The following is a 19,395-nucleotide window of genomic DNA, read 5'->3' on the forward strand; positions in this document are numbered from 1 at the left end:
CCGAACACGGAAGTTAAGCTCTTCAGCGCCGATGGTAGTTGGGGGATTCCCCCTGTGAGAGTAGGACGCCGCCAAGCGATTAAAAAGACCAGCTTATATAAGCTGGTCTTTTTTCTTGTTCCCTAAGGTTTTACGATAGCCAAAAGTGGAAATAATAAAGGACGAAGAGCAATTAGTTGAAAAAAAAGCGAAAACCACTTATAGTAAAGTTAAAGTCAAATATAGTCAAAGTCAAGTGAAGGAGGGGGCTGAGTGGGGAAAAATATTTCTGACATAATCGAACAGTATTTGAAACAAATATTAGAACAGAACGGGAAAGAAATATTAGAGATTAAACGGAGCGAAATAGCCGATAAATTTCAGTGTGTTCCTTCTCAGATCAATTACGTGATCAATACGCGTTTTACGAGTGAGCGCGGATACATCGTCGAAAGCAAAAGAGGCGGCGGCGGTTATATCCGAATTATTAAAATTAAAATGAACGATAAAATTGATTTGATTGACAACATTATGAATCATATCTATACAAGGCTCTCCCAGGCTGCTTCAGACGATATCATTTTAAGGCTTTTAGAAAATGGTGTCATTACAAAAAGTGAAGCAAAATTGATGGTGAGTGTCATGGATCGTTCTGTATTATATATTGATTTGCCTGAACGAGACGAATTAAGAGCAAGAATGATGAAAGCCATGCTTACGTCACTTAAATTTAAGTAAAGCGGGTGAGAAGCGTGATATGTCAAGAGTGTAAAGAAAGACCAGCAACTTTTCACTTTACGAAAGTTATTAATGGCGAAAAAAAAGAAATGCATATCTGTGAACAATGTGCGAAAGAAAACAGTGAGTCATATTCTATGAATGAAAGTGGCGGATTTTCCATCCATAATTTGTTATCCGGACTGCTGAATTTTGACTCGTCTTTTACTAACAGCAGCGAGGCTCAGCTTTTTCAACAGCCGGACCAGGTTCTGAGATGCAAAAAATGCAATATGACATTTCCGGAATTTCGAAAAACAGGCCGATTTGGATGTTCGGAATGTTATAAAACCTTCCATTCCTATATCACTCCGGTTTTAAGGAAAGTTCACAGCGGGAACACGGTCCATGCCGGTAAAATACCAAAGCGGATCGGCGGTAACCTGCATGTAAGAAGACAAATTGAAGCATTGAAAAAAGAGCTGAAAGAATTAATTCAGCAGGAGGAATTTGAAAAAGCAGCCAACATTAGAGACCAGATCAGGTCGCTTGAACAAAACCTGAATGCAAACAAGGAGGAGGAGGACTGATGTCACTGCAGCATTTTATTCAGAATGCTTTAAGCAATTGGATGCGGCAGGAAGGCCCTGAAAGTGACATCGTGCTTAGCAGCCGGATCCGTCTTGCTCGCAACTTGGATAAAGTTCGTTTTCCAACGCTTTTTTCAAACGAAGAGGCTTCAGCGATTATTACATTGTTTGAAGAACAATTCACAGGCTATGAAGTGCCAGGTATCGGGAAATTCGAGCTTGTGAAAATGGATCAGGTCCAGCCTTTGGAAAAAAGGGTTCTTGTAGAAAAACATCTGATCAGTCCGCATTTGACGGAAGCTTCCTTTGGCGCATGCCTTCTTTCTGAAAATGAAGAAGTGAGTATTATGCTGAATGAGGAAGATCATATTCGCATTCAATGTCTGTTCCCGGGATTTCAGCTTTCAGAAGCATTAAAAGCAGCAAATCAGGTGGACGATTGGATTGAAGAACGGATTGACTATGCTTTTTCAGAACAAAGAGGCTACTTGACCAGCTGTCCTACAAATGTCGGAACCGGGCTTAGAGCTTCTGTCATGATGCACCTTCCTGCTTTAGTGTTAACTAGGCAAATAAACAGAATTATTCCGGCAATTAATCAATTGGGGCTTGTTGTTAGAGGAATTTACGGTGAAGGCAGCGAAGCATTAGGGAATATCTTTCAAATTTCCAACCAAATTACCCTCGGTAAATCGGAACACGACATTGTCGAAGATCTGAACAGCGTCGTTGCTCAGTTGATCGAACAAGAGCGTTCAGCAAGAAAGGCGCTTTATCAGACTTCGCAAATCGAGCTTGAAGACCGCGTCTACAGATCTTACGGCGTACTGTCCAATTGCCGGATGATCGAATCGAAAGAAACAGCAAGATGTCTTTCAGACGTTCGTCTTGGAATTGACCTGGGGATAATAAAAGGTCTTTCCAGCAATATACTTAATGAGCTGATGATCCTCACGCAGCCTGGATTTCTCCAGCAATATTCAGGAGGAGTCTTAAGGCCAAACGAGAGGGACATCAGGCGGGCTGCTCTTATCAGGGAGCGTCTGAAATTAGAAAACAACGGCAATAGACAGGAGGATGAAACGATATGATGTTTGGAAGATTCACAGAAAGAGCACAAAAAGTATTGGCGCTTGCTCAAGAAGAAGCTCTGCGTCTGGGCCATAATAACATTGGAACAGAACATATTCTCCTCGGCCTTGTCCGCGAGGGAGAAGGGATTGCTGCAAAGGCGCTGCAGGCATTAGGACTCAGCCCTGACAAGATTCAAAAAGAAGTTGAAAGCCTCATTGGCCGAGGGCAAGAGATGTCACAATCGATCCATTACACACCGAGAGCCAAAAAAGTGACTGAACTGGCAATGGATGAAGCAAGAAAGCTTGGTCACTCCTACGTTGGAACTGAACACATCCTCCTCGGCTTAATCCGAGAAGGGGAAGGTGTTGCAGCAAGGGTGCTGAATAATTTAGGCGTCAGCTTAAACAAAGCGAGACAGCAAGTATTGCAGCTGTTGGGCAGCAATGAGAGCGGTGGCGCTGCTTCAGGCGCCAACAGCAATGCCAACACACCAACCTTAGACAGTCTTGCCAGGGATCTCACGGCGATTGCAAAAGAAGACAGCCTTGACCCCGTAATCGGCAGAAGCAAAGAAATTCAGCGCGTAATTGAAGTGCTGAGCCGCAGAACGAAAAACAACCCTGTGTTAATTGGGGAGCCCGGTGTCGGTAAGACAGCGATTGCCGAAGGCCTCGCCCAGCAGATCATCAATAACGAAGTACCGGAGATTCTCCGCGATAAGCGAGTTATGACGCTTGATATGGGAACGGTTGTCGCCGGTACGAAATACCGCGGTGAATTTGAAGACCGCCTGAAAAAAGTGATGGACGAAATTCGTCAAGCGGGAAATATCATCCTCTTTATCGATGAGCTGCATACTCTCATCGGAGCCGGGGGAGCGGAAGGGGCCATCGATGCCTCCAATATCCTTAAACCGTCTTTGGCGCGCGGAGAGCTGCAATGTATCGGAGCGACAACCCTTGATGAATACCGCAAATACATTGAAAAAGATGCTGCACTCGAACGGCGTTTTCAGCCGATTCAGGTTGACCAGCCGTCTCCTGAAGAGAGCATTCAAATATTGAGAGGTCTCAGAGACCGCTATGAAGCCCACCACCGCGTATCGATTACGGATGAAGCGATTGAAGCGGCTGTGAAGCTGTCAGACCGGTATATTTCGGACCGTTTTCTGCCTGACAAGGCGATCGACTTAATCGATGAAGCCGGTTCAAAGGTTCGCCTGCGTTCATTTACAACGCCTCCGAACTTAAAAGAGCTTGAACAAAAGCTTGATGAAGTAAGGAAAGAAAAAGATGCCGCTGTCCAAAGCCAGGAATTCGAAAAAGCAGCGTCATTACGGGATACGGAGCAGCGCCTGCGCGAACAGGTCGAAGAAACCAAGAAAACCTGGAAAGAAAAGCAGGGACAGGAAAATTCAGAAGTGACCGTCGACGATATTGCAATGGTTGTTTCAAGCTGGACCGGAGTGCCGGTTTCGAAAATTGCGCAGACTGAAACAGACAAATTACTGAACATGGAGAGCATTCTTCATTCACGCGTTATCGGCCAAGATGAGGCTGTCGTTGCGGTTGCCAAAGCAGTCAGACGCGCGCGTGCCGGCTTAAAAGATCCAAAACGTCCTATCGGTTCTTTTATTTTCCTCGGCCCTACAGGCGTAGGAAAAACGGAGCTTGCCCGTGCACTTGCCGAGTCCATTTTCGGCGATGAAGAAGCCATGATTCGCATCGATATGTCCGAGTATATGGAAAAACATTCAACATCAAGACTCGTCGGTTCCCCTCCGGGATATGTCGGCTATGATGAAGGCGGACAGCTCACTGAAAAAGTGAGAAGAAAACCGTATTCCGTCGTCTTGCTTGACGAAATCGAAAAAGCGCACCCTGATGTCTTCAATATTTTGCTGCAAGTGCTTGAAGACGGTCGCCTGACTGATTCAAAAGGGCGCACGGTCGACTTTAGAAATACGATTTTGATCATGACATCAAACGTCGGTGCGAGCGAACTGAGAAGAAATAAATACGTCGGGTTTAATGTGCAGGATGAAACCCAGAATTATAAAGATATGAAAGACAAAGTCATGGGCGAATTAAAACGCGCCTTCAGACCTGAATTTATCAACCGGATTGATGAGATTATCGTCTTCCACTCTTTGGAGAAAAAACATTTGAAAGATATTGTATCCCTCATGTCAGAACAATTAACTAAGCGTCTGAAAGAACAGGATCTTTCAATTGAGCTGACTGAAGCGGCTAAAGAAAAAATTGCCGATGAAGGCGTGGATCTCGAATACGGGGCGCGCCCTCTCAGAAGAGCAATCCAAAAACACGTGGAGGACCGGCTGTCTGAAGAGCTCCTGAAAGGCCATATTGAAAAAGGCCAGCATATTGTTTTGGATGTAGAAGGCGGAGAATTTGTCGTAAAAACCGAAGCTAAAACGAACTAATATAGAGACAAAAGAAAGAGGCATACGATGTTCATCAGTATGCCTCACTTTCTTATAAAGGGAGCGTTTTGAAAAATCAATGGCTAAAACAAAGACTAAATTCATTTGTCACTCATGCGGTTACGAATCCGCCAAGTGGATGGGGAAGTGCCCCGGATGCGGCACATGGAATACCATGGTGGAAGAAACGATAAAAAAACCCGCCGCCAACAGAAGAACCGCTTTTTCACATTCCGTTCAAACGGTGCAAAAGCCTTCACCTCTCACTTCAATCGAAACAACAGAAGAGCCGCGAATTAAAACGAAACTGGGCGAATTCAACCGCGTCTTGGGAAACGGTATTGTCAAAGGTTCACTCGTTTTAATCGGAGGCGATCCCGGCATCGGGAAATCAACCTTGCTGCTTCAAGTATCTGCCCAGCTCGCTGATTCAAAAGAAAATGTCCTGTACATCTCAGGTGAAGAATCGGTCAAGCAGACAAAGCTGAGAGCAGACCGTCTAGGCATCAACAGTCCCACTCTTCACGTTTTATCTGAAACCGATATGGAGTATATTACGTCTTCTATAGAAGAGATGAATCCATCATTCGTGGTGGTTGATTCGATTCAAACCGTTTACCAAAGTGATATTACATCTGCTCCAGGCAGCGTGTCCCAGGTCAGGGAATGCACCGCTGAGCTGATGAGAATTGCAAAAACAAAAGGGATTCCGATATTTATCGTCGGGCATGTCACAAAAGAAGGTTCGATTGCCGGACCGAGACTTCTGGAACATATGGTCGACACCGTCCTTTATTTTGAAGGTGAGCGGCATCATACATTTCGGATTTTAAGAGCCGTCAAAAACCGGTTTGGATCAACGAATGAAATGGGAATCTTTGAAATGAGGGAAGAGGGCCTGACAGAAGTGCTGAATCCGTCGGAGATCTTTCTCGAAGAGCGCTCGGCTGGAGCAGCCGGCTCGAGTGTCGTGGCTTCAATGGAAGGCACGAGGCCGGTCTTAGTAGAGATTCAGGCGCTGATTTCCCCGACGAGTTTTGGAAATCCGCGCAGGATGGCAACCGGAATTGATCATAACCGCGTCTCATTGCTGATGGCGGTTTTAGAAAAAAGGGTGGGGCTGCTGCTGCAAAATCAAGACGCCTATTTAAAAGTCGCCGGCGGCGTCAAGCTGGACGAGCCGGCGATCGACCTCGCCGTTGCGGTGAGCATCGCCTCAAGCTTCAGAGACACCCCGCCTCATCCGACGGATTGTTTTATCGGCGAAGTCGGCTTGACAGGGGAAGTCCGCAGAGTATCAAGGATAGAACAGAGGGTGCAGGAAGCGGCGAAGCTTGGTTTTAAAAGAATGATTATTCCTTCTGCAAATGTGGAAGGATGGACAAAGCCGAAAGGAATTGAAGTCGTCGGTGTTGAAAATGTAGCTGAGGCCCTTCGAGCTTCATTAGGAGGATCATAATATATGGAAAAAGACAAAAAAGGAGCGAAACAGGATCTTTCAGAAATATTGCAGTTTGTCGCCCCCGGCACACCTCTTCGCGAGGGAATCGAAAACGTCCTTCGGGCCAAAACAGGCGGATTAATCGTGGTCGGCTTCAATGATAAAGTGAAAGAAGTGGTTGACGGAGGGTTCCACATTAATTCTTCTTTCTCTCCGGCTCATCTGTACGAGCTGGCTAAAATGGACGGGGCGATTATTCTCAGCGATTCAGGGCAGAAAATTCTATATGCCAATACGCAGCTTATGCCTGAGGCGACGATACCATCCTCTGAGACGGGCATGAGGCACAGAACGGCCGAGCGTGTGGCCAAGCAGACCGGCTGTCTGATCATTGCAATTTCTGAAAGGCGGAATGTGATTACGCTCTATCAGGAAAATATGAAATATATACTCAAAGATATCGGCTTTATCTTAACAAAAGCCAATCAGGCGATTCAGACACTCGAAAAATACAAACTCATTTTGGACCATGCGATTTCCAATTTGAATGCGCTGGAGTTTGAAGAGCTTGTGACATTTGGGGATGTCATCTCTGTTCTGCATCGATATGAAATGGTGCTCAGAATCAAAAACGAAATTAATATGTATATTAAAGAGCTTGGAACAGAAGGCCATCTCATCAGGCTCCAGGTTAGTGAACTGATCACTGATATGGAGCAGGAAGCGGCGCTGTTCGTTAAAGATTATGTGAAAGAAAAAATCAAAGACCCGTTTGTCCTGCTGAAGCAGCTACAGGATATGTCGAGTTTCGAATTGCTGGATGACTCGATTCTCCTTAAGCTTTTAGGCTATTCAGCAACTACGAATATGGAGGAATACGTTTTCCCGAGAGGCTACAGGCTCCTTCACAAAATCCCCCGTCTCCCGATGCCGATCGTAGAAAATGTTGTCGAAGCATTCGGCCATTTAAAGCTCATTATCGAAGCGGATGTAAAAGAATTGGATGAAGTGGAAGGAATTGGGGCGGTTCGTGCCCAAAAGATAAAGAAAGGGTTAAAGAGACTTCAGGAGAAACATTATACTGACAGGCAGCTGTGAGAAAAATTTCTAAAAGTGATTAAAATTTGCAATTTATGGGTATATTATTCTTACTTTTTGTTTTCCCTTTTTCCGGTTGAAACAGCTGCATTCATAAAAATTAAAACGATTATTTTAAAGGAGGTGAAGGTATGTTGAAACGAATAGTTCAAGCGTTCTTTGCGATTTTGGGAGGCGTTATCGGTATTTTTCTCATACCGGAATTGTTTGTGCTGTTAAATGTACAGGACATACCTTTAGTAACAAACCCGTATGCGTCCGCTTGTTTAGGAGCTATCATCTTTTTTCTTCTGGGCATCTGGTGTGCGGATCATGTCATCAACTGGGTGAAACAAATTGAGGATTCCTTGATCAAAGCACCTGTCTCAGATTTATTGTTCGGCTCTTTGGGATTAATCTTCGGACTTATGCTCGCTTATCTTATCGTCAACGTCATTCCGTTAAAAGACATCCCTTATCAGTTGATCAGCACGGTCATTCCGATTGTGTTGGCCGCATTTCTCGGCTATCTCGGATTCCGTGTAGGTTTCAAGAAAAAGGATGAAATGCTGACACTTTTCACATCGAGAAAGAAAAAAGGTTCTGCTGAGGAAGAGCGTCCTGAAGAAGACAAAAAGCTGAAAATTTTAGACACAAGTGTTATTATAGATGGGAGAATTGCTGATATTTGTCAGACCGGATTTCTTGAAGGCGTCATTGTGATTCCTCAGTTTGTGCTTGAGGAGCTGCAGCATATCGCCGACTCTTCAGACGTCCTCAAACGAAACAGAGGACGGAGAGGACTGGATATTTTAAATCGGATCCAGAAAGAGCTCGATATCAAAGTTGAAATTTATGAAGGCGATTTTGAAGATATTCAAGAGGTCGACAGCAAGCTTGTCAAACTGGCGAAATTGACCTCAGGCGTTGTCGTTACCAACGATTTCAATTTGAACAAAGTATGCGAGCTCCAAAAGGTTGCCGTATTGAACATCAACGACCTTGCCAACGCCGTCAAACCTGTCGTGCTTCCGGGAGAAGAAATGAAGGTGCAGGTCATCAAAGACGGGAAAGAACATAATCAGGGCGTGGCTTATCTGGACGACGGCACGATGATTGTCGTGGAAGAAGGGCGGAATTATATCGGCAAACATATCGACGTGCTCGTGACCAGCGTGCTGCAGACAGCGGCTGGCAGAATGATATTCGCCAAGCCAAAACTGCTGGAAAAGGCGCTTTGAAAAAGGGAGAAATAAAATGAATTACGAAGTCGTCATTCCTGCCGCCGGACAAGGTAAACGAATGAATGCCGGGAAAAACAAACTGTTTATCGAGGCGAAAGGAATACCTGTGATTATTCATACATTAAAGGTGTTTGAAAACCATGATGCCTGCAAAAGGATCATTCTTGTCATCAATGAACAGGAATTCGGTGAATTCAGCACCCTTTTAAAAACCTATCATTTTACAACTCCGATCGAGATGGTTCCGGGCGGAAGAGAACGCCAGCAAAGCGTATTTGCGGGTATTAAAGCGGCCGGCAAAGAGGAAACGGTCCTCGTCCATGACGGAGCAAGACCCTTTATTAAACGGGAATATATCGAACAGCTTGTCGAGAAAGCGAAGGAAACGGGGGCTGCTATCGTTGCCGTACCTGTTAAAGACACGATCAAACGCGTTCAAGACGGTGAAGTAGCCGGAACGATTGAACGTTCAAGCTTGTGGGCCGCTCAAACCCCACAAGCTTTTCGTCTTTCTATTCTGATGAATGCTCACCTTGAGGCTGAAACAAAAGGTTTCCTCGGTACGGACGACGCCAGTCTGGTCGAGGAAGCCGGAGGTACGGTTGCAATCATTCAAGGGGATTATCAAAACATCAAACTGACGACCCCGGATGACTTGCTTGTCGCAGAAGCGATATTAGAAGCGGAAAAGAGGAATGAACATGTTTAGAATAGGCCAAGGATTTGACGTCCATCAACTAGTGGAAGGCAGGCCGCTCATTATCGGGGGAATTACGATTCCTTACGAAAAAGGCCTGCTCGGACATTCGGATGCCGATGTGCTTTTGCACACGATTGCGGATGCATGTCTCGGCGCCGTCGGCGAGGGCGATATCGGAAAACACTTTCCGGATACCGACCCTGAGTTCAAAGATGCCGACTCCTTCAAACTCCTTCGTCACGTCTGGATGATTGTGAAGGAAAAAGGCTATACGCTCGGGAACCTGGATTGTACAATCATCGCCCAAAAGCCTAAAATGGCGCCGTATATCGAAGACATGAGAGCCAGAATTGCCGAAGGGCTTGAGGCGGAAATGTCCCAAATTAACGTAAAAGCGACCACAACCGAAAAGCTTGGATTTACGGGAAGAGCCGAAGGAATCGCCGCTCAGGCTTCCGTTCTGCTCCAAAAGGTATAATTCATTTTGAAGACAGGTTCATTTGATGATAGAATAGGAAATAAATTTGAACTCTGTTAGAGACGAAAGGAAGTTAGACAGATGGGAAACGAAGTTCGGGTTCGTTATGCGCCGAGCCCAACAGGCCATTTACATATCGGAAATGCCAGAACCGCTCTCTTTAATTATTTGTTTGCCCGGAGCCAAGGCGGAAAATTCATCATCCGCATTGAAGATACGGACCGGAAGCGTAACATTGAAGGTGGAGAGCAAAGCCAGCTGAACTATTTAAAATGGCTGGGCATCGACTGGGATGAAAGCGTGGATGTCGGCGGAGAATACGGACCATACCGCCAATCCGAAAGAAACGACATTTACAAAACATATTACGAGGAGCTTCTTGAAAAAGGGCTTGCCTACAAATGTTACTGCACGGAAGAAGAGCTTGAGAAAGAGCGCGAGGAACAGGCTGCCCGCGGAGAAATGCCGCGCTACTCAGGCAAGTGCCGCAATTTAACTAAAGAAGAGCAGGAAAAGCTCGAAGCTGAAGGAAGACAGCCGAGCATCCGCTTTAAAGTCCCTCAAGGAGAAGTCATCAGCTTCAATGACATCGTCAAAGGAGAAATTTCTTTTGAAACAGACGGCATCGGCGACTTCGTTATCGTGAAGAAAGACGGAACGCCTACTTACAACTTTGCCGTAGCTGTCGATGACTATTTAATGAAAATGACGCATGTCCTGCGCGGCGAAGACCACATTTCCAATACGCCGAAGCAGATCATGATTTACAACGCCCTTGGCTGGGACATCCCGGCATTTGGACATATGACATTAATCGTCAATGAAAACCGTAAAAAACTGAGCAAACGGGATGAGTCCATCATTCAGTTTATCGAACAGTACGAAGAGCTCGGCTATTTGCCGGAAGCATTGTTTAACTTCATCACTCTTCTCGGCTGGTCGCCGGTCGGAGAAGAAGAACTGTTTACAAAAGAACAGTTTATTGAGATATTTGATGTACACCGTTTGTCAAAATCACCAGCGGTGTTTGATACGCATAAACTGAAATGGGTCAACAACCAGTATGTGAAAAAACTTGATCTTGATCAGGTGATCGAATTGACCGTTCCGCATTTGCAAAAAGCGGGCAAGGTTTCAGAAGAGCTAACTGGCAGCGAACAGGAATGGGTTCGCAAGCTGATTTCTCTATATCAGGAACAGTTGAGCTACGGCGCTGAAATCGTCGAGTTAACAGAGTTGTTCTTTAAAGACGATATCCAGTATAATCGTGAAGCAAGAACAGTTTTAGAAGAAGAGCAGGTTCCGGAAGTGCTTCGCGTATTTGCCGAAAAGCTTGAGCAGCTTGACTCGTTTACGGCAGATGAGATCAAGGCATCCATCAAAGCCGTTCAAAAAGAAACAGGACATAAAGGGAAAAAGCTGTTTATGCCGATCCGCGTAGCGACGACAGGCCAGACCCACGGTCCTGAACTGCCTCAGTCCATTGAATTATTGGGGAAAGACACCGTTTTAAAACGGCTGAATAACATTATTCAATAAGATAAATCGTTGACAGGGATAAGTATAAAGCCAGGGCCTTTAAAGAGAGAGTCTTCATCGGCTGGAAAAGACTTAAGCGCCGGGCTTTAGAAATGCACCTCTTGAGACCTTTGAAGAACGTTTTTACACAAGTATTCAAAGGCGGTATCCGCCGTTATGGATGAGAGTTGAGAAAACAGCTGTGCTGTTTTCTAAACAGAGTGGAACCGCGCGTCAAAAAGCGTCTCTGTCATTAGACAGAGGCGTTTTTTTATATGGTTTGACAATAGATAGAGACAAAGGAAGCGGGGAACGGGGGGAATCATGTGTTCTTTAAAATGCTGAAAGAAGATGTAGACGTCGTATTTGATCAAGATCCAGCTGCGAGAAGCTACATTGAAGTCATCTTAACTTATTCAGGTTTGCATGCTATATGGGCGCATCGAATTGCACATGCTTTATATAAAAGAAAAAGGTTTTTCATCGCCAGAACGATCTCTCAAATCGCCCGCTTCTTTACAGGAATCGAAATTCACCCGGGTGCCAAGATCGGCAGGAGGTTTTTCATCGATCACGGCATGGGGGTTGTGATCGGCGAAACCTGTGAGATCGGAAACAATGTCACGGTTTTTCAGGGCGTAACGCTAGGAGGAACTGGAAAAGAAAAAGGCAAAAGGCATCCGACAATCGAGGATCATGCCCTGATCTCAACAGGGGCAAAAGTGCTTGGATCCATTACAATCGGAAGAGGGGCGAAAATCGGCGCCGGCTCCGTCGTCCTGCATGATGTGCCTGAATGCTCCACCGTTGTCGGCATCCCGGGCCGCGTCGTCGTACAAAACGGAAAGAAAATCAGACGCGACTTGAACCACCAGGACTTGCCGGATCCGGTGGCTGACCGCTTCAGAGAATTGGAAAACGAAATCAGGCAGCTGAAACAAGAGCTCCGGAGAAAAGAAAGGGAAGATGAGCTGTGACACTAACACTGTATAATACTCTCACACGAAAAAAAGAGCCGTTTGTGCCTCTTGAAGAAGGCAAGGTCAAAATGTATGTGTGCGGGCCGACCGTATATAACTACATCCACATCGGAAACGCGAGGCCGGCGATCGTCTATGACACGGTCAGAAAGTATTTGGAGTATAAAGGCTATGACGTCCAATACGTCTCCAATTTTACAGATGTCGATGACAAATTAATTAAAGCGGCAAATGAGCTTGGAGAGGAAGTGCCGGTCATCGCCGAACGCTTTATTAAGGCGTACTTCGAAGATGTCGGTTCACTGGGCTGCACAAAAGCGGATTGCCATCCGCGCGTCACTGAAAACATGGATGAAATCATCGATTTTATTCGAACGCTGATCGATAAGGGCTATGCTTATGAGGCAGACGGGGATGTTTATTATAAAACAAGATCGTTTGAAGGTTATGGAAAGCTGTCGCATCAATCAGTCGATGAGCTGAGATCAGGCGCCCGGATTCAAGTGGGCGAGAAAAAAGAAGATGCGCTCGATTTCGCATTATGGAAAGCGGCGAAAGATAACGAAATCTCCTGGGATAGCCCTTGGGGAAAAGGCCGTCCCGGCTGGCATATCGAGTGCTCTGCGATGGCGAAAAAATATTTGGGCGATTCGATCGACATTCACGCCGGCGGCCAGGATTTGACCTTCCCGCATCACGAAAACGAAATTGCCCAATCGGAGGCATTGACAGGGAAGCCTTTCGCGAAATATTGGCTTCATAACGGCTACATTAATATCGATAATGAGAAAATGTCAAAATCGCTCGGTAACTTTGTGCTTGTGCATGACATTATTAAAGAGCATGATCCCCAAGTGCTGCGGTTTTTCATGCTGTCTGTTCATTACAGACATCCGATCAACTATTCGGTCGAACTTCTTGAAAACACAAAAAATGCTTTTGGGCGTCTAAAAACAGCTTATAGCAATTTGCAGTATCGCCTGAAAAGCAGTACAAATTTAACAGAGGGCGATTCAGAATGGCTTGGAAAAATTGAAGAGCAGCGAAAAGCCTTTGAAACGGCAATGGATGATGATTTTAATACAGCGAATGCAATTTCCGTCCTGTTTGATCTGGCCAAACACGCCAACTACTATCTGCAGGAAAAGAATACTTCAGAACATGTCATTCAGGCATTTCTACAGCTGTTTGACGAGATCTGCTCAGTTCTCGGCTTCTCCCTCAAGGAACAGGAACTTTTGGATAAGGACATTGAAGAACTGATCGAGAAGCGGAATGAAGCCCGCAGAAACCGTGACTTCGCAACATCTGACCAGATTCGCGACCAGCTGAAAAGCATGAACATTATCCTGGAGGACACTCCACAGGGTACACGCTGGAAAAGAGGAGAATCGTAAACATGAATTTGGAAACCATTAAAGACGCCAAACAGCTGAATGGTTTGGCGCTTGCTTACATGGGTGATGCCGTATTAGAGGTATACGTCAGGCATCACCTCTTAAAGCAAGGCAGGACAAGGCCCAATGATCTGCACAGGCAGTCGAGGCGCTATGTCTCTGCCAAGTCGCAGGCAAGCATGCTGTTTGCGCTAGAGGAGCAGGAATTTTTCACCGAGGAAGAACAGGCTGTGCTGAGAAGAGGACGGAATGCCAAATCCGGAACGGTACCGAAAAATACGGATGTTCAAACATATCGTTACAGTACGGCTTTTGAGGCGGTCATCGGGTATCTTTTTCTTGAGAACAGGGAAGATAGGCTTAATGAACTCATCAAAGCAGCACTGGAAAAACGGGATGGCAGGGAGGAAGTCAAATGAGTGAGCAGCATGATTACGTCATAGGAAAAAACGCGGTCATCGAAACATTAAAGTCAGGCCGGGAATTGTATAAGCTGTGGATGGCGGAAAACACAGTGAAGGGACAGGCTCAGCAAGTCGTTGAACTTGCCGCCAAAAAAGGCATCACGATTCATTATGTCCCAAGAAAAAAACTCGATCAAATGGTTTCCGGACAGCATCAAGGCGTCGTCGCTCAGGTCGCGGCTTACGAGTATGCCGAACTGGATGATCTTTTTCAAAAGGCCGAAGACAGAAATGAACAGCCGTTTATCCTCGTTTTAGACGAGATTGAGGATCCGCACAATCTGGGCTCTATTATGCGCACCGCAGACGCGGTAGGGGCTCATGGTATCATCATCCCGAAGAGGCGCGCGGTCGGCCTTACGACGACTGTCGCCAAAGCCTCGACAGGAGCCATCGAACATATTCCGGTCGTCAAAGTGACCAACCTGTCGCGAACCCTGGAAGAAATGAAGCAACGGGGCATTTGGGTAGTCGGTACCGATGCGTCTGGAAAACAGGACTACAGGTCGCTTGACGGAAATATGCCGCTTGCGCTTGTCATCGGCAGCGAAGGAAAAGGCATGGGAAGGCTTGTAAAAGAGAAATGTGATTTTCTCATCCGCCTGCCGATGGCGGGAAAAGTTACGTCCCTGAACGCCTCAGTCGCAGCCGGCCTCCTGATGTATGAAGTGTACCGGAAACGAAGCCCTCTGGGAGAATAGACGGAATGGACATCCTGTTGGTCGACGGTTATAACATGATTGGGGCATGGCCTCAGTTGAAAGATTTAAAAGAAAACAGTTTTGAAGAAGCAAGGGATCTGTTGATACAGAAGATGGCGGAATATCAATCGTATACTGGGTTCCGGGTAATCGTTGTCTTTGATGCGCATCTCGTTAAAGGAATCGAGAAAAAGAAGGTCAATCATCGCGTAGAAGTGATATTCACAAGGGAAAATGAAACGGCTGATGAACGGATCGAGAAACTGGTGTCAGACTTGAATAATATTCAGACGCAACTCCATGTTGCCACATCCGACTACACAGAGCAATGGGCGATTTTCGGCCAAGGGGCCCTGCGCAAATCAGCCAGGGAGCTGCTCAGGGAAGTCGAAGCGATCGAAAGGCAAATCGAAAAAAGGGTGAAACAAATCACCTCAGAACGTCCCGCGGGGAAAATTCCATTGTCAGAAGACGTCTTGAAGATCTTCGAAAAATGGCGGCGTGGCGACTTGGATTAGGTTGACGCTTTTTTGTCCATTACTGTATAATATTTCTATCTACGTGCGGTCGGGGGGATCGGAGTGAACTTACAAAACAACCAGGGAAAATTCAGCAAAGAACAGTTCAGCAAAGAACGTTTTTGCCAGTTGGAAGACGAGCAGGTCATTGAAATGGTTCATGTCGGAGACAGTGATGCGTTAGATTACTTGATTACAAAGTACCGTAATTTTGTAAGGGCAAAAGCAAGATCCTACTTCTTAATCGGGGCTGATCGGGAAGATATCGTTCAGGAAGGCATGATTGGACTCTACAAATCTATCCGTGATTTTAGAGAGGACAAGCTGACTTCATTCAAAGCTTTTGCAGAATTATGCATTACCCGCCAAATTATTACCGCTATCAAAACAGCTACTCGCCAGAAACATATTCCGCTCAATTCTTATGTGTCGCTGGACAAGCCCATTTATGACGAGGAATCAGACCGGACGCTTCTCGATGTGATTTCCGGAGCCAAGGTCATGAATCCTGAAGAGCTGATCATCAATCAGGAAGAATTCGATGATATCGAGCTGAAAATGGGAGAATTGCTTAGTGATTTAGAAAGAAAAGTTCTTGCGCTCTATCTCGACGGAAGATCCTATCAGGAAATATCCGAAGAACTAAACCGCCATGTAAAATCGATCGATAATGCGCTCCAGCGTGTCAAAAGAAAGCTTGAAAAGTACCTGGAGCTCCGCGAAATCAGCTTGTAGCCAATGCTTATGGCATATTGACAGTCATTTTATGACTGTGATATGTTACTTAGGAAAATGATCGTCCAGAAAAAGGTGTAAACATGAAGAAAAAAGTAACGTTAGCCTGCAAAAATTGCGGAAGTCGTAATTATACGACAATGAAAAGCTCCGCAGCTTTGGCTGAACGGCTCGAAGTAAAGAAATACTGCAATAACTGCAATTCACATACAGTACATCTGGAAACAAAATAGGCGTTTTTGTTTTTAGGTTGTGGAGGTTTCTTACCATGGGTATTATCAAATTTTTAAAGAATGTCGGAAAAGAAATGAAAAAGGTCACCTGGCCTAAAGGAAAAGAACTAACGCGCTATACGATCACTGTTATCACCACCGTTATCTTTTTCGCTATCTTTTTTGCACTCATCGATTCGGGTATTACGCAATTAATTCGTTTAATAGTTGAATAATGATCAGCATAACGTGTTATAATAGATCTAAATATGACTTGCCAAAAAACCCGTTTAACGGGTTTTTTCATTGTTTCAAAATATGAGGCTCGTATAAAAGAAAGTGTCAGTTTCCCGGTACGGCCAAAAACTTTTAAGGTGTGGGGAGGGAAGGACTGAAAGGGTCCTGAATGAGAATGGAAAAGAAATGGTATGTGGTTCATACGTATTCCGGCTATGAAAATAAAGTAAAGGCGAATTTGGAAAAACGGGTGGAATCGATGGGGATGCAGGATAAGATATTCCGCGTCGTTGTACCTGAAGAGGAAGAAACCGATATTAAAAACGGCAAGAAAAAAGTCGTTAAAAAGAAAGTATTCCCTGGGTATGTACTTGTCGAACTAGTCATGACGGATGATTCCTGGTATGTTGTTCGAAATACGCCTGGCGTGACCGGGTTTGTCGGTTCAGCCGGATCAGGTTCAAAGCCGACTGCGCTGCTTCCGGGCGAAGCGGAAAAAATTCTGAAGCGGATGGGGCTTGAAGAAAGAAAAACAGAAATCGACTTTGAATTAAAAGAAACCGTCAAGGTGATCGACGGCCCGTTTGCTGATTTCACAGGGACGATCGAAGAGATCGACCACGACAAAAATAAAGTCAAAGTATTCGTTAATATGTTCGGAAGAGAGACCCCGGTTGAGCTCGAATTTACTCAAGTTGACAAATTGTAATGGAAAAGCGCTTGAAATCACTATATAAAAGTGATAATATACAAAGGTGCGTCTTGGCAAAAAGGTCAAGGCAGCTAGCTTGATATTTTCATCATTCATATAAAGAATGAGACCTTGAGTGGGAGGGTTCACCCTATTACCACATCACGGACTTAAGGAGGTGTGTCTCGTGGCTAAAAAAGTAGTTAAAGTTGTAAAATTGCAAATTCCTGCTGGAAAAGCGAATCCAGCTCCGCCAGTTGGTCCTGCATTGGGTCAAGCCGGTGTTAACATCATGGGATTCTGTAAGGAGTTTAACGCTCGTACATCTGACCAAGCTGGTCTGATCATTCCTGTAGAAATTTCGGTTTACGAAGACCGTTCATTTACATTTATCACAAAAACTCCGCCTGCTGCTGTATTGCTTAAAAAAGCGGCTGGAATTGAGTCAGGTTCTGGTGAGCCTAACCGTAATAAAGTCGCAACCGTTAAACGCGATAAAGTACGTGAAATCGCCGAAACAAAAATGCCTGACTTAAATGCGGCAGATGTTGAAGCGGCTATGCGTATGGTTGAAGGAACTGCCCGCAGTATGGGTATTGTGATCGAAGACTAATTTTTGTCTCTTTGCTGGGTTGCGAGTTTGGATCAGACAAGTTCGCAACCCTTATTCGTGGGAGGTTATTCCGCTAAAACCACTAAGGAGGAAATTTTAAAATGGCTAAAAAAGGTAAAAAATACGTCGAAGCTGCCAAGCTTGTAGAGCGTACAAAAGCTTACGACGTAAACGAAGCGATCGAGCTTGTGAAAAAAACAAACACAGCTAAATTCGATGCCACTGTTGAAGCGGCATTCCGTTTAGGTGTTGACCCTCGTAAAAACGACCAGCAAATCCGCGGTGCAGTTGTACTTCCAAACGGAACAGGCAAAACTCAGCGCGTTCTTGTTTTCGCTAAGGGCGAAAAAGCGAAAGAAGCAGAAGCTGCTGGTGCAGACTACGTAGGCGATTCTGATTACATCAACAAAATTCAGCAAGGCTGGTTTGATTTTGATGTAATCGTTGCGACTCCTGATATGATGGGTGAAGTCGGTAAAATCGGACGCGTGCTTGGACCAAAAGGTCTTATGCCAAACCCTAAAACAGGAACGGTTACTTTCGAAGTTGAAAAAGCAGTCAACGAAATCAAAGCTGGTAAAGTTGAATACCGCGTTGATAAAGCAGGAAACATCCACGTTCCAATCGGAAAAGTGTCATTCGAAGAAGGCAAGCTTGTAGAAAACTTCGCGACAATGTACGACACAATTTTGAAAGCGAAACCTGCTGCTGCTAAAGGTGTATACGTGAAAAACGTTTCTGTTACATCTACAATGGGACCTGGAATCAAAGTGGACCCTTCAACTTTCAACGTAAAATAATATTGACTTTTGATAAGACGTTCTGATATAATTCAAAACGTTGTAAAAATAAAATATGTCCATTTATACCGTAGACAGTAGGTGCCGATAAGGCTTAATCTCCTACCGAGGTGTATATATATCACAGCTCTAGCGTTACGTATGCTTGTATATACAGCCTCCATGTCGAATGGAGGCTTTTTATATGGAACATGTCGTTAAAGAACGTGATCACCGAACGGTATAAGTGTTACACAGATGAATCTTACAGGAGGTGTAACCATGAGCAGCGCAATTGAAACAAAAAAAGTTGTTGTTGAAGAAATTACTTCTAAACTGAAAGAAAGTAAATCAACGATCATCGTTGACTATCGCGGCCTTAACGTAGCTGAAGTAACAGAACTTCGTAAACAGCTTCGCGAAGCTAACGTTGAGTTCAAAGTGTACAAAAACACGATGACTCGCCGTGCGGTTGAACAAGCTGAACTTGATGGTTTGAACGATTTCTTAACAGGACCGAATGCGATTGCATTCAGTACTGAAGATGTTGTCGCTCCAGCTAAAGTTCTTAACGAGTTTGCTAAAAAGCACGAAGCTCTTGAAATCAAAGCGGGCGTAATCGAAGGCAAAGTATCTACAGTTGAAGAAGTGAAAGCTCTTGCTGAACTTCCATCTCGCGAAGGCTTGCTTTCTATGTTGCTTAGCGTACTTCAAGCTCCAGTTCGCAACCTTGCTCTTGCAACTAAAGCTGTTGCAGAACAAAAGGAAGAACAAGGCGCTTAATAGCATCAGTATCTAAAAAAT

22 protein-coding genes, 1 rRNA gene and 2 other annotated features are annotated in these 19,395 nt (G+C 45.0%); all 23 genes read left to right on the forward strand.

Annotated elements, in window-relative coordinates; all coding sequences use genetic code 11:
- Positions 1–77 (forward strand): 5S ribosomal RNA (gene rrf, locus LQ247_RS22375); the annotation flags it as partial.
- Between the two features lie 175 nt (positions 78–252).
- Positions 253–717 carry a CtsR family transcriptional regulator gene (locus tag LQ247_RS20685; protein ID WP_020449835.1) on the forward strand — a complete coding sequence of 155 codons (465 nt, stop codon included), beginning with the start codon at positions 253–255 and terminating at the stop codon, positions 715–717.
- 14 nt (positions 718–731) lie between these two features.
- The gene (locus tag LQ247_RS20690; protein ID WP_003178271.1) at positions 732–1,286 is read left to right on the forward strand and encodes a UvrB/UvrC motif-containing protein; all 555 of its coding nucleotides are present in this window, start codon (positions 732–734) and stop codon (positions 1,284–1,286) included.
- A complete protein-coding gene (locus tag LQ247_RS20695; RefSeq protein WP_023855926.1) occupies positions 1,286–2,377 on the forward strand; it encodes a protein arginine kinase in 1,092 nt (363 codons plus the stop codon). The genes LQ247_RS20690 and LQ247_RS20695 overlap by 1 nt, the downstream gene beginning before the upstream one ends.
- Positions 2,374–4,806, forward strand: coding sequence for an ATP-dependent protease ATP-binding subunit ClpC (gene clpC / locus LQ247_RS20700; protein ID WP_020449838.1), 2,433 nt, complete (start codon positions 2,374–2,376; stop codon positions 4,804–4,806). Before LQ247_RS20695 ends, clpC begins: the two co-directional genes overlap by 4 nt.
- A gap of 79 nt (positions 4,807–4,885) precedes the next feature.
- Positions 4,886–6,265, forward strand: coding sequence for a DNA repair protein RadA (radA, locus tag LQ247_RS20705; RefSeq protein WP_020449839.1), 1,380 nt, complete (start codon positions 4,886–4,888; stop codon positions 6,263–6,265).
- Between the two features lie 3 nt (positions 6,266–6,268).
- The gene (gene disA / locus LQ247_RS20710) at positions 6,269–7,345 is read left to right on the forward strand and encodes a DNA integrity scanning diadenylate cyclase DisA (RefSeq protein ID WP_020449840.1); all 1,077 of its coding nucleotides are present in this window, start codon (positions 6,269–6,271) and stop codon (positions 7,343–7,345) included.
- A gap of 131 nt (positions 7,346–7,476) precedes the next feature.
- Positions 7,477–8,565: a PIN/TRAM domain-containing protein gene (locus LQ247_RS20715; protein WP_009330350.1), complete on the forward strand. Its 1,089-nt coding sequence runs from the start codon at positions 7,477–7,479 to the stop codon at positions 8,563–8,565.
- Positions 8,566–8,581: 16 nt separating this feature from the next.
- On the forward strand, positions 8,582–9,277 hold the full coding sequence (gene ispD / locus LQ247_RS20720; protein ID WP_020449841.1) for a 2-C-methyl-D-erythritol 4-phosphate cytidylyltransferase: 696 nt from the start codon (positions 8,582–8,584) through the stop codon (positions 9,275–9,277).
- Complete coding sequence (ispF, locus tag LQ247_RS20725) at positions 9,270–9,746, forward strand: 2-C-methyl-D-erythritol 2,4-cyclodiphosphate synthase (RefSeq protein ID WP_020449842.1); 477 nt, start codon at positions 9,270–9,272, stop codon at positions 9,744–9,746. The genes ispD and ispF overlap by 8 nt, the downstream gene beginning before the upstream one ends.
- Before the next feature lie 81 nt (positions 9,747–9,827).
- A complete protein-coding gene (gene gltX, locus LQ247_RS20730) occupies positions 9,828–11,285 on the forward strand; it encodes a glutamate--tRNA ligase (protein ID WP_023855922.1) in 1,458 nt (485 codons plus the stop codon).
- Positions 11,286–11,516, forward strand: a binding site (T-box leader). It begins immediately after the preceding gene.
- Between the two features lie 74 nt (positions 11,517–11,590).
- Positions 11,591–12,241 carry a serine O-acetyltransferase gene (gene cysE, locus LQ247_RS20735; protein WP_020449844.1) on the forward strand — a complete coding sequence of 217 codons (651 nt, stop codon included), beginning with the start codon at positions 11,591–11,593 and terminating at the stop codon, positions 12,239–12,241.
- Positions 12,238–13,641 carry a cysteine--tRNA ligase gene (gene cysS, locus LQ247_RS20740; protein ID WP_035337469.1) on the forward strand — a complete coding sequence of 468 codons (1,404 nt, stop codon included), beginning with the start codon at positions 12,238–12,240 and terminating at the stop codon, positions 13,639–13,641. The genes cysE and cysS overlap by 4 nt, the downstream gene beginning before the upstream one ends.
- 2 nt (positions 13,642–13,643) lie before the next feature.
- Positions 13,644–14,060: a Mini-ribonuclease 3 gene (locus LQ247_RS20745; protein WP_026578984.1), complete on the forward strand. Its 417-nt coding sequence runs from the start codon at positions 13,644–13,646 to the stop codon at positions 14,058–14,060.
- Positions 14,057–14,806, forward strand: coding sequence for a 23S rRNA (guanosine(2251)-2'-O)-methyltransferase RlmB (gene rlmB / locus LQ247_RS20750; protein ID WP_023855918.1), 750 nt, complete (start codon positions 14,057–14,059; stop codon positions 14,804–14,806). Before LQ247_RS20745 ends, rlmB begins: the two co-directional genes overlap by 4 nt.
- Positions 14,807–14,811: 5 nt before the next feature.
- The gene (gene rae1, locus LQ247_RS20755; RefSeq protein ID WP_020449848.1) at positions 14,812–15,324 is read left to right on the forward strand and encodes a ribosome-dependent mRNA decay endonuclease Rae1/YacP; all 513 of its coding nucleotides are present in this window, start codon (positions 14,812–14,814) and stop codon (positions 15,322–15,324) included.
- 63 nt (positions 15,325–15,387) lie between these two features.
- On the forward strand, positions 15,388–16,059 hold the full coding sequence (gene sigH, locus LQ247_RS20760; protein ID WP_003178288.1) for an RNA polymerase sporulation sigma factor SigH: 672 nt from the start codon (positions 15,388–15,390) through the stop codon (positions 16,057–16,059).
- A gap of 83 nt (positions 16,060–16,142) precedes the next feature.
- On the forward strand, positions 16,143–16,292 hold the full coding sequence (rpmG, locus tag LQ247_RS20765; RefSeq protein ID WP_020449849.1) for a 50S ribosomal protein L33: 150 nt from the start codon (positions 16,143–16,145) through the stop codon (positions 16,290–16,292).
- Positions 16,293–16,327: 35 nt separating this feature from the next.
- Positions 16,328–16,507 (forward strand): preprotein translocase subunit SecE, encoded by a 180-nt coding sequence (gene secE, locus LQ247_RS20770; protein WP_003178291.1) that lies wholly within the window; start codon positions 16,328–16,330, stop codon positions 16,505–16,507.
- A gap of 176 nt (positions 16,508–16,683) precedes the next feature.
- Positions 16,684–17,217, forward strand: coding sequence for a transcription termination/antitermination protein NusG (gene nusG / locus LQ247_RS20775; RefSeq protein WP_003178298.1), 534 nt, complete (start codon positions 16,684–16,686; stop codon positions 17,215–17,217).
- Positions 17,218–17,386: 169 nt separating this feature from the next.
- On the forward strand, positions 17,387–17,812 hold the full coding sequence (gene rplK, locus LQ247_RS20780; protein ID WP_003178300.1) for a 50S ribosomal protein L11: 426 nt from the start codon (positions 17,387–17,389) through the stop codon (positions 17,810–17,812).
- Positions 17,813–17,913: 101 nt separating this feature from the next.
- A complete protein-coding gene (gene rplA, locus LQ247_RS20785; protein WP_020449850.1) occupies positions 17,914–18,612 on the forward strand; it encodes a 50S ribosomal protein L1 in 699 nt (232 codons plus the stop codon).
- A gap of 50 nt (positions 18,613–18,662) precedes the next feature.
- Positions 18,663–18,804: a sequence feature (ribosomal protein L10 leader region), on the forward strand.
- A gap of 69 nt (positions 18,805–18,873) precedes the next feature.
- Positions 18,874–19,374 (forward strand): 50S ribosomal protein L10, encoded by a 501-nt coding sequence (gene rplJ / locus LQ247_RS20790; RefSeq protein ID WP_003178304.1) that lies wholly within the window; start codon positions 18,874–18,876, stop codon positions 19,372–19,374.
- Positions 19,375–19,395: the final 21 nt, after the last annotated feature.

The organism is Bacillus sp. BS3(2021), assembly GCF_021043345.1.
Classification (GTDB): Bacteria; Bacillota; Bacilli; order Bacillales; family Bacillaceae; genus Bacillus; species Bacillus paralicheniformis.

Coding starts and splice junctions, on each gene's coding strand:
- ispF (WP_020449842.1), top strand. CDS start 9,270: ATGTTTAGAATAGGCCAAGGATTTGACGTCCATCAACTAGTGGAAGGC.
- rplA (WP_020449850.1), top strand. CDS start 17,914: ATGGCTAAAAAAGGTAAAAAATACGTCGAAGCTGCCAAGCTTGTAGAG.
- rpmG (WP_020449849.1), top strand. CDS start 16,143: ATGAAGAAAAAAGTAACGTTAGCCTGCAAAAATTGCGGAAGTCGTAAT.
- gltX (WP_023855922.1), top strand. CDS start 9,828: ATGGGAAACGAAGTTCGGGTTCGTTATGCGCCGAGCCCAACAGGCCAT.
- rplJ (WP_003178304.1), top strand. CDS start 18,874: ATGAGCAGCGCAATTGAAACAAAAAAAGTTGTTGTTGAAGAAATTACT.
- nusG (WP_003178298.1), top strand. CDS start 16,684: ATGGAAAAGAAATGGTATGTGGTTCATACGTATTCCGGCTATGAAAAT.
- rlmB (WP_023855918.1), top strand. CDS start 14,057: ATGAGTGAGCAGCATGATTACGTCATAGGAAAAAACGCGGTCATCGAA.
- disA (WP_020449840.1), top strand. CDS start 6,269: ATGGAAAAAGACAAAAAAGGAGCGAAACAGGATCTTTCAGAAATATTG.
- clpC (WP_020449838.1), top strand. CDS start 2,374: ATGATGTTTGGAAGATTCACAGAAAGAGCACAAAAAGTATTGGCGCTT.
- LQ247_RS20745 (WP_026578984.1), top strand. CDS start 13,644: ATGAATTTGGAAACCATTAAAGACGCCAAACAGCTGAATGGTTTGGCG.
- rae1 (WP_020449848.1), top strand. CDS start 14,812: ATGGACATCCTGTTGGTCGACGGTTATAACATGATTGGGGCATGGCCT.
- LQ247_RS20715 (WP_009330350.1), top strand. CDS start 7,477: ATGTTGAAACGAATAGTTCAAGCGTTCTTTGCGATTTTGGGAGGCGTT.
- ispD (WP_020449841.1), top strand. CDS start 8,582: ATGAATTACGAAGTCGTCATTCCTGCCGCCGGACAAGGTAAACGAATG.
- secE (WP_003178291.1), top strand. CDS start 16,328: ATGGGTATTATCAAATTTTTAAAGAATGTCGGAAAAGAAATGAAAAAG.
- LQ247_RS20695 (WP_023855926.1), top strand. CDS start 1,286: ATGTCACTGCAGCATTTTATTCAGAATGCTTTAAGCAATTGGATGCGG.
- radA (WP_020449839.1), top strand. CDS start 4,886: ATGGCTAAAACAAAGACTAAATTCATTTGTCACTCATGCGGTTACGAA.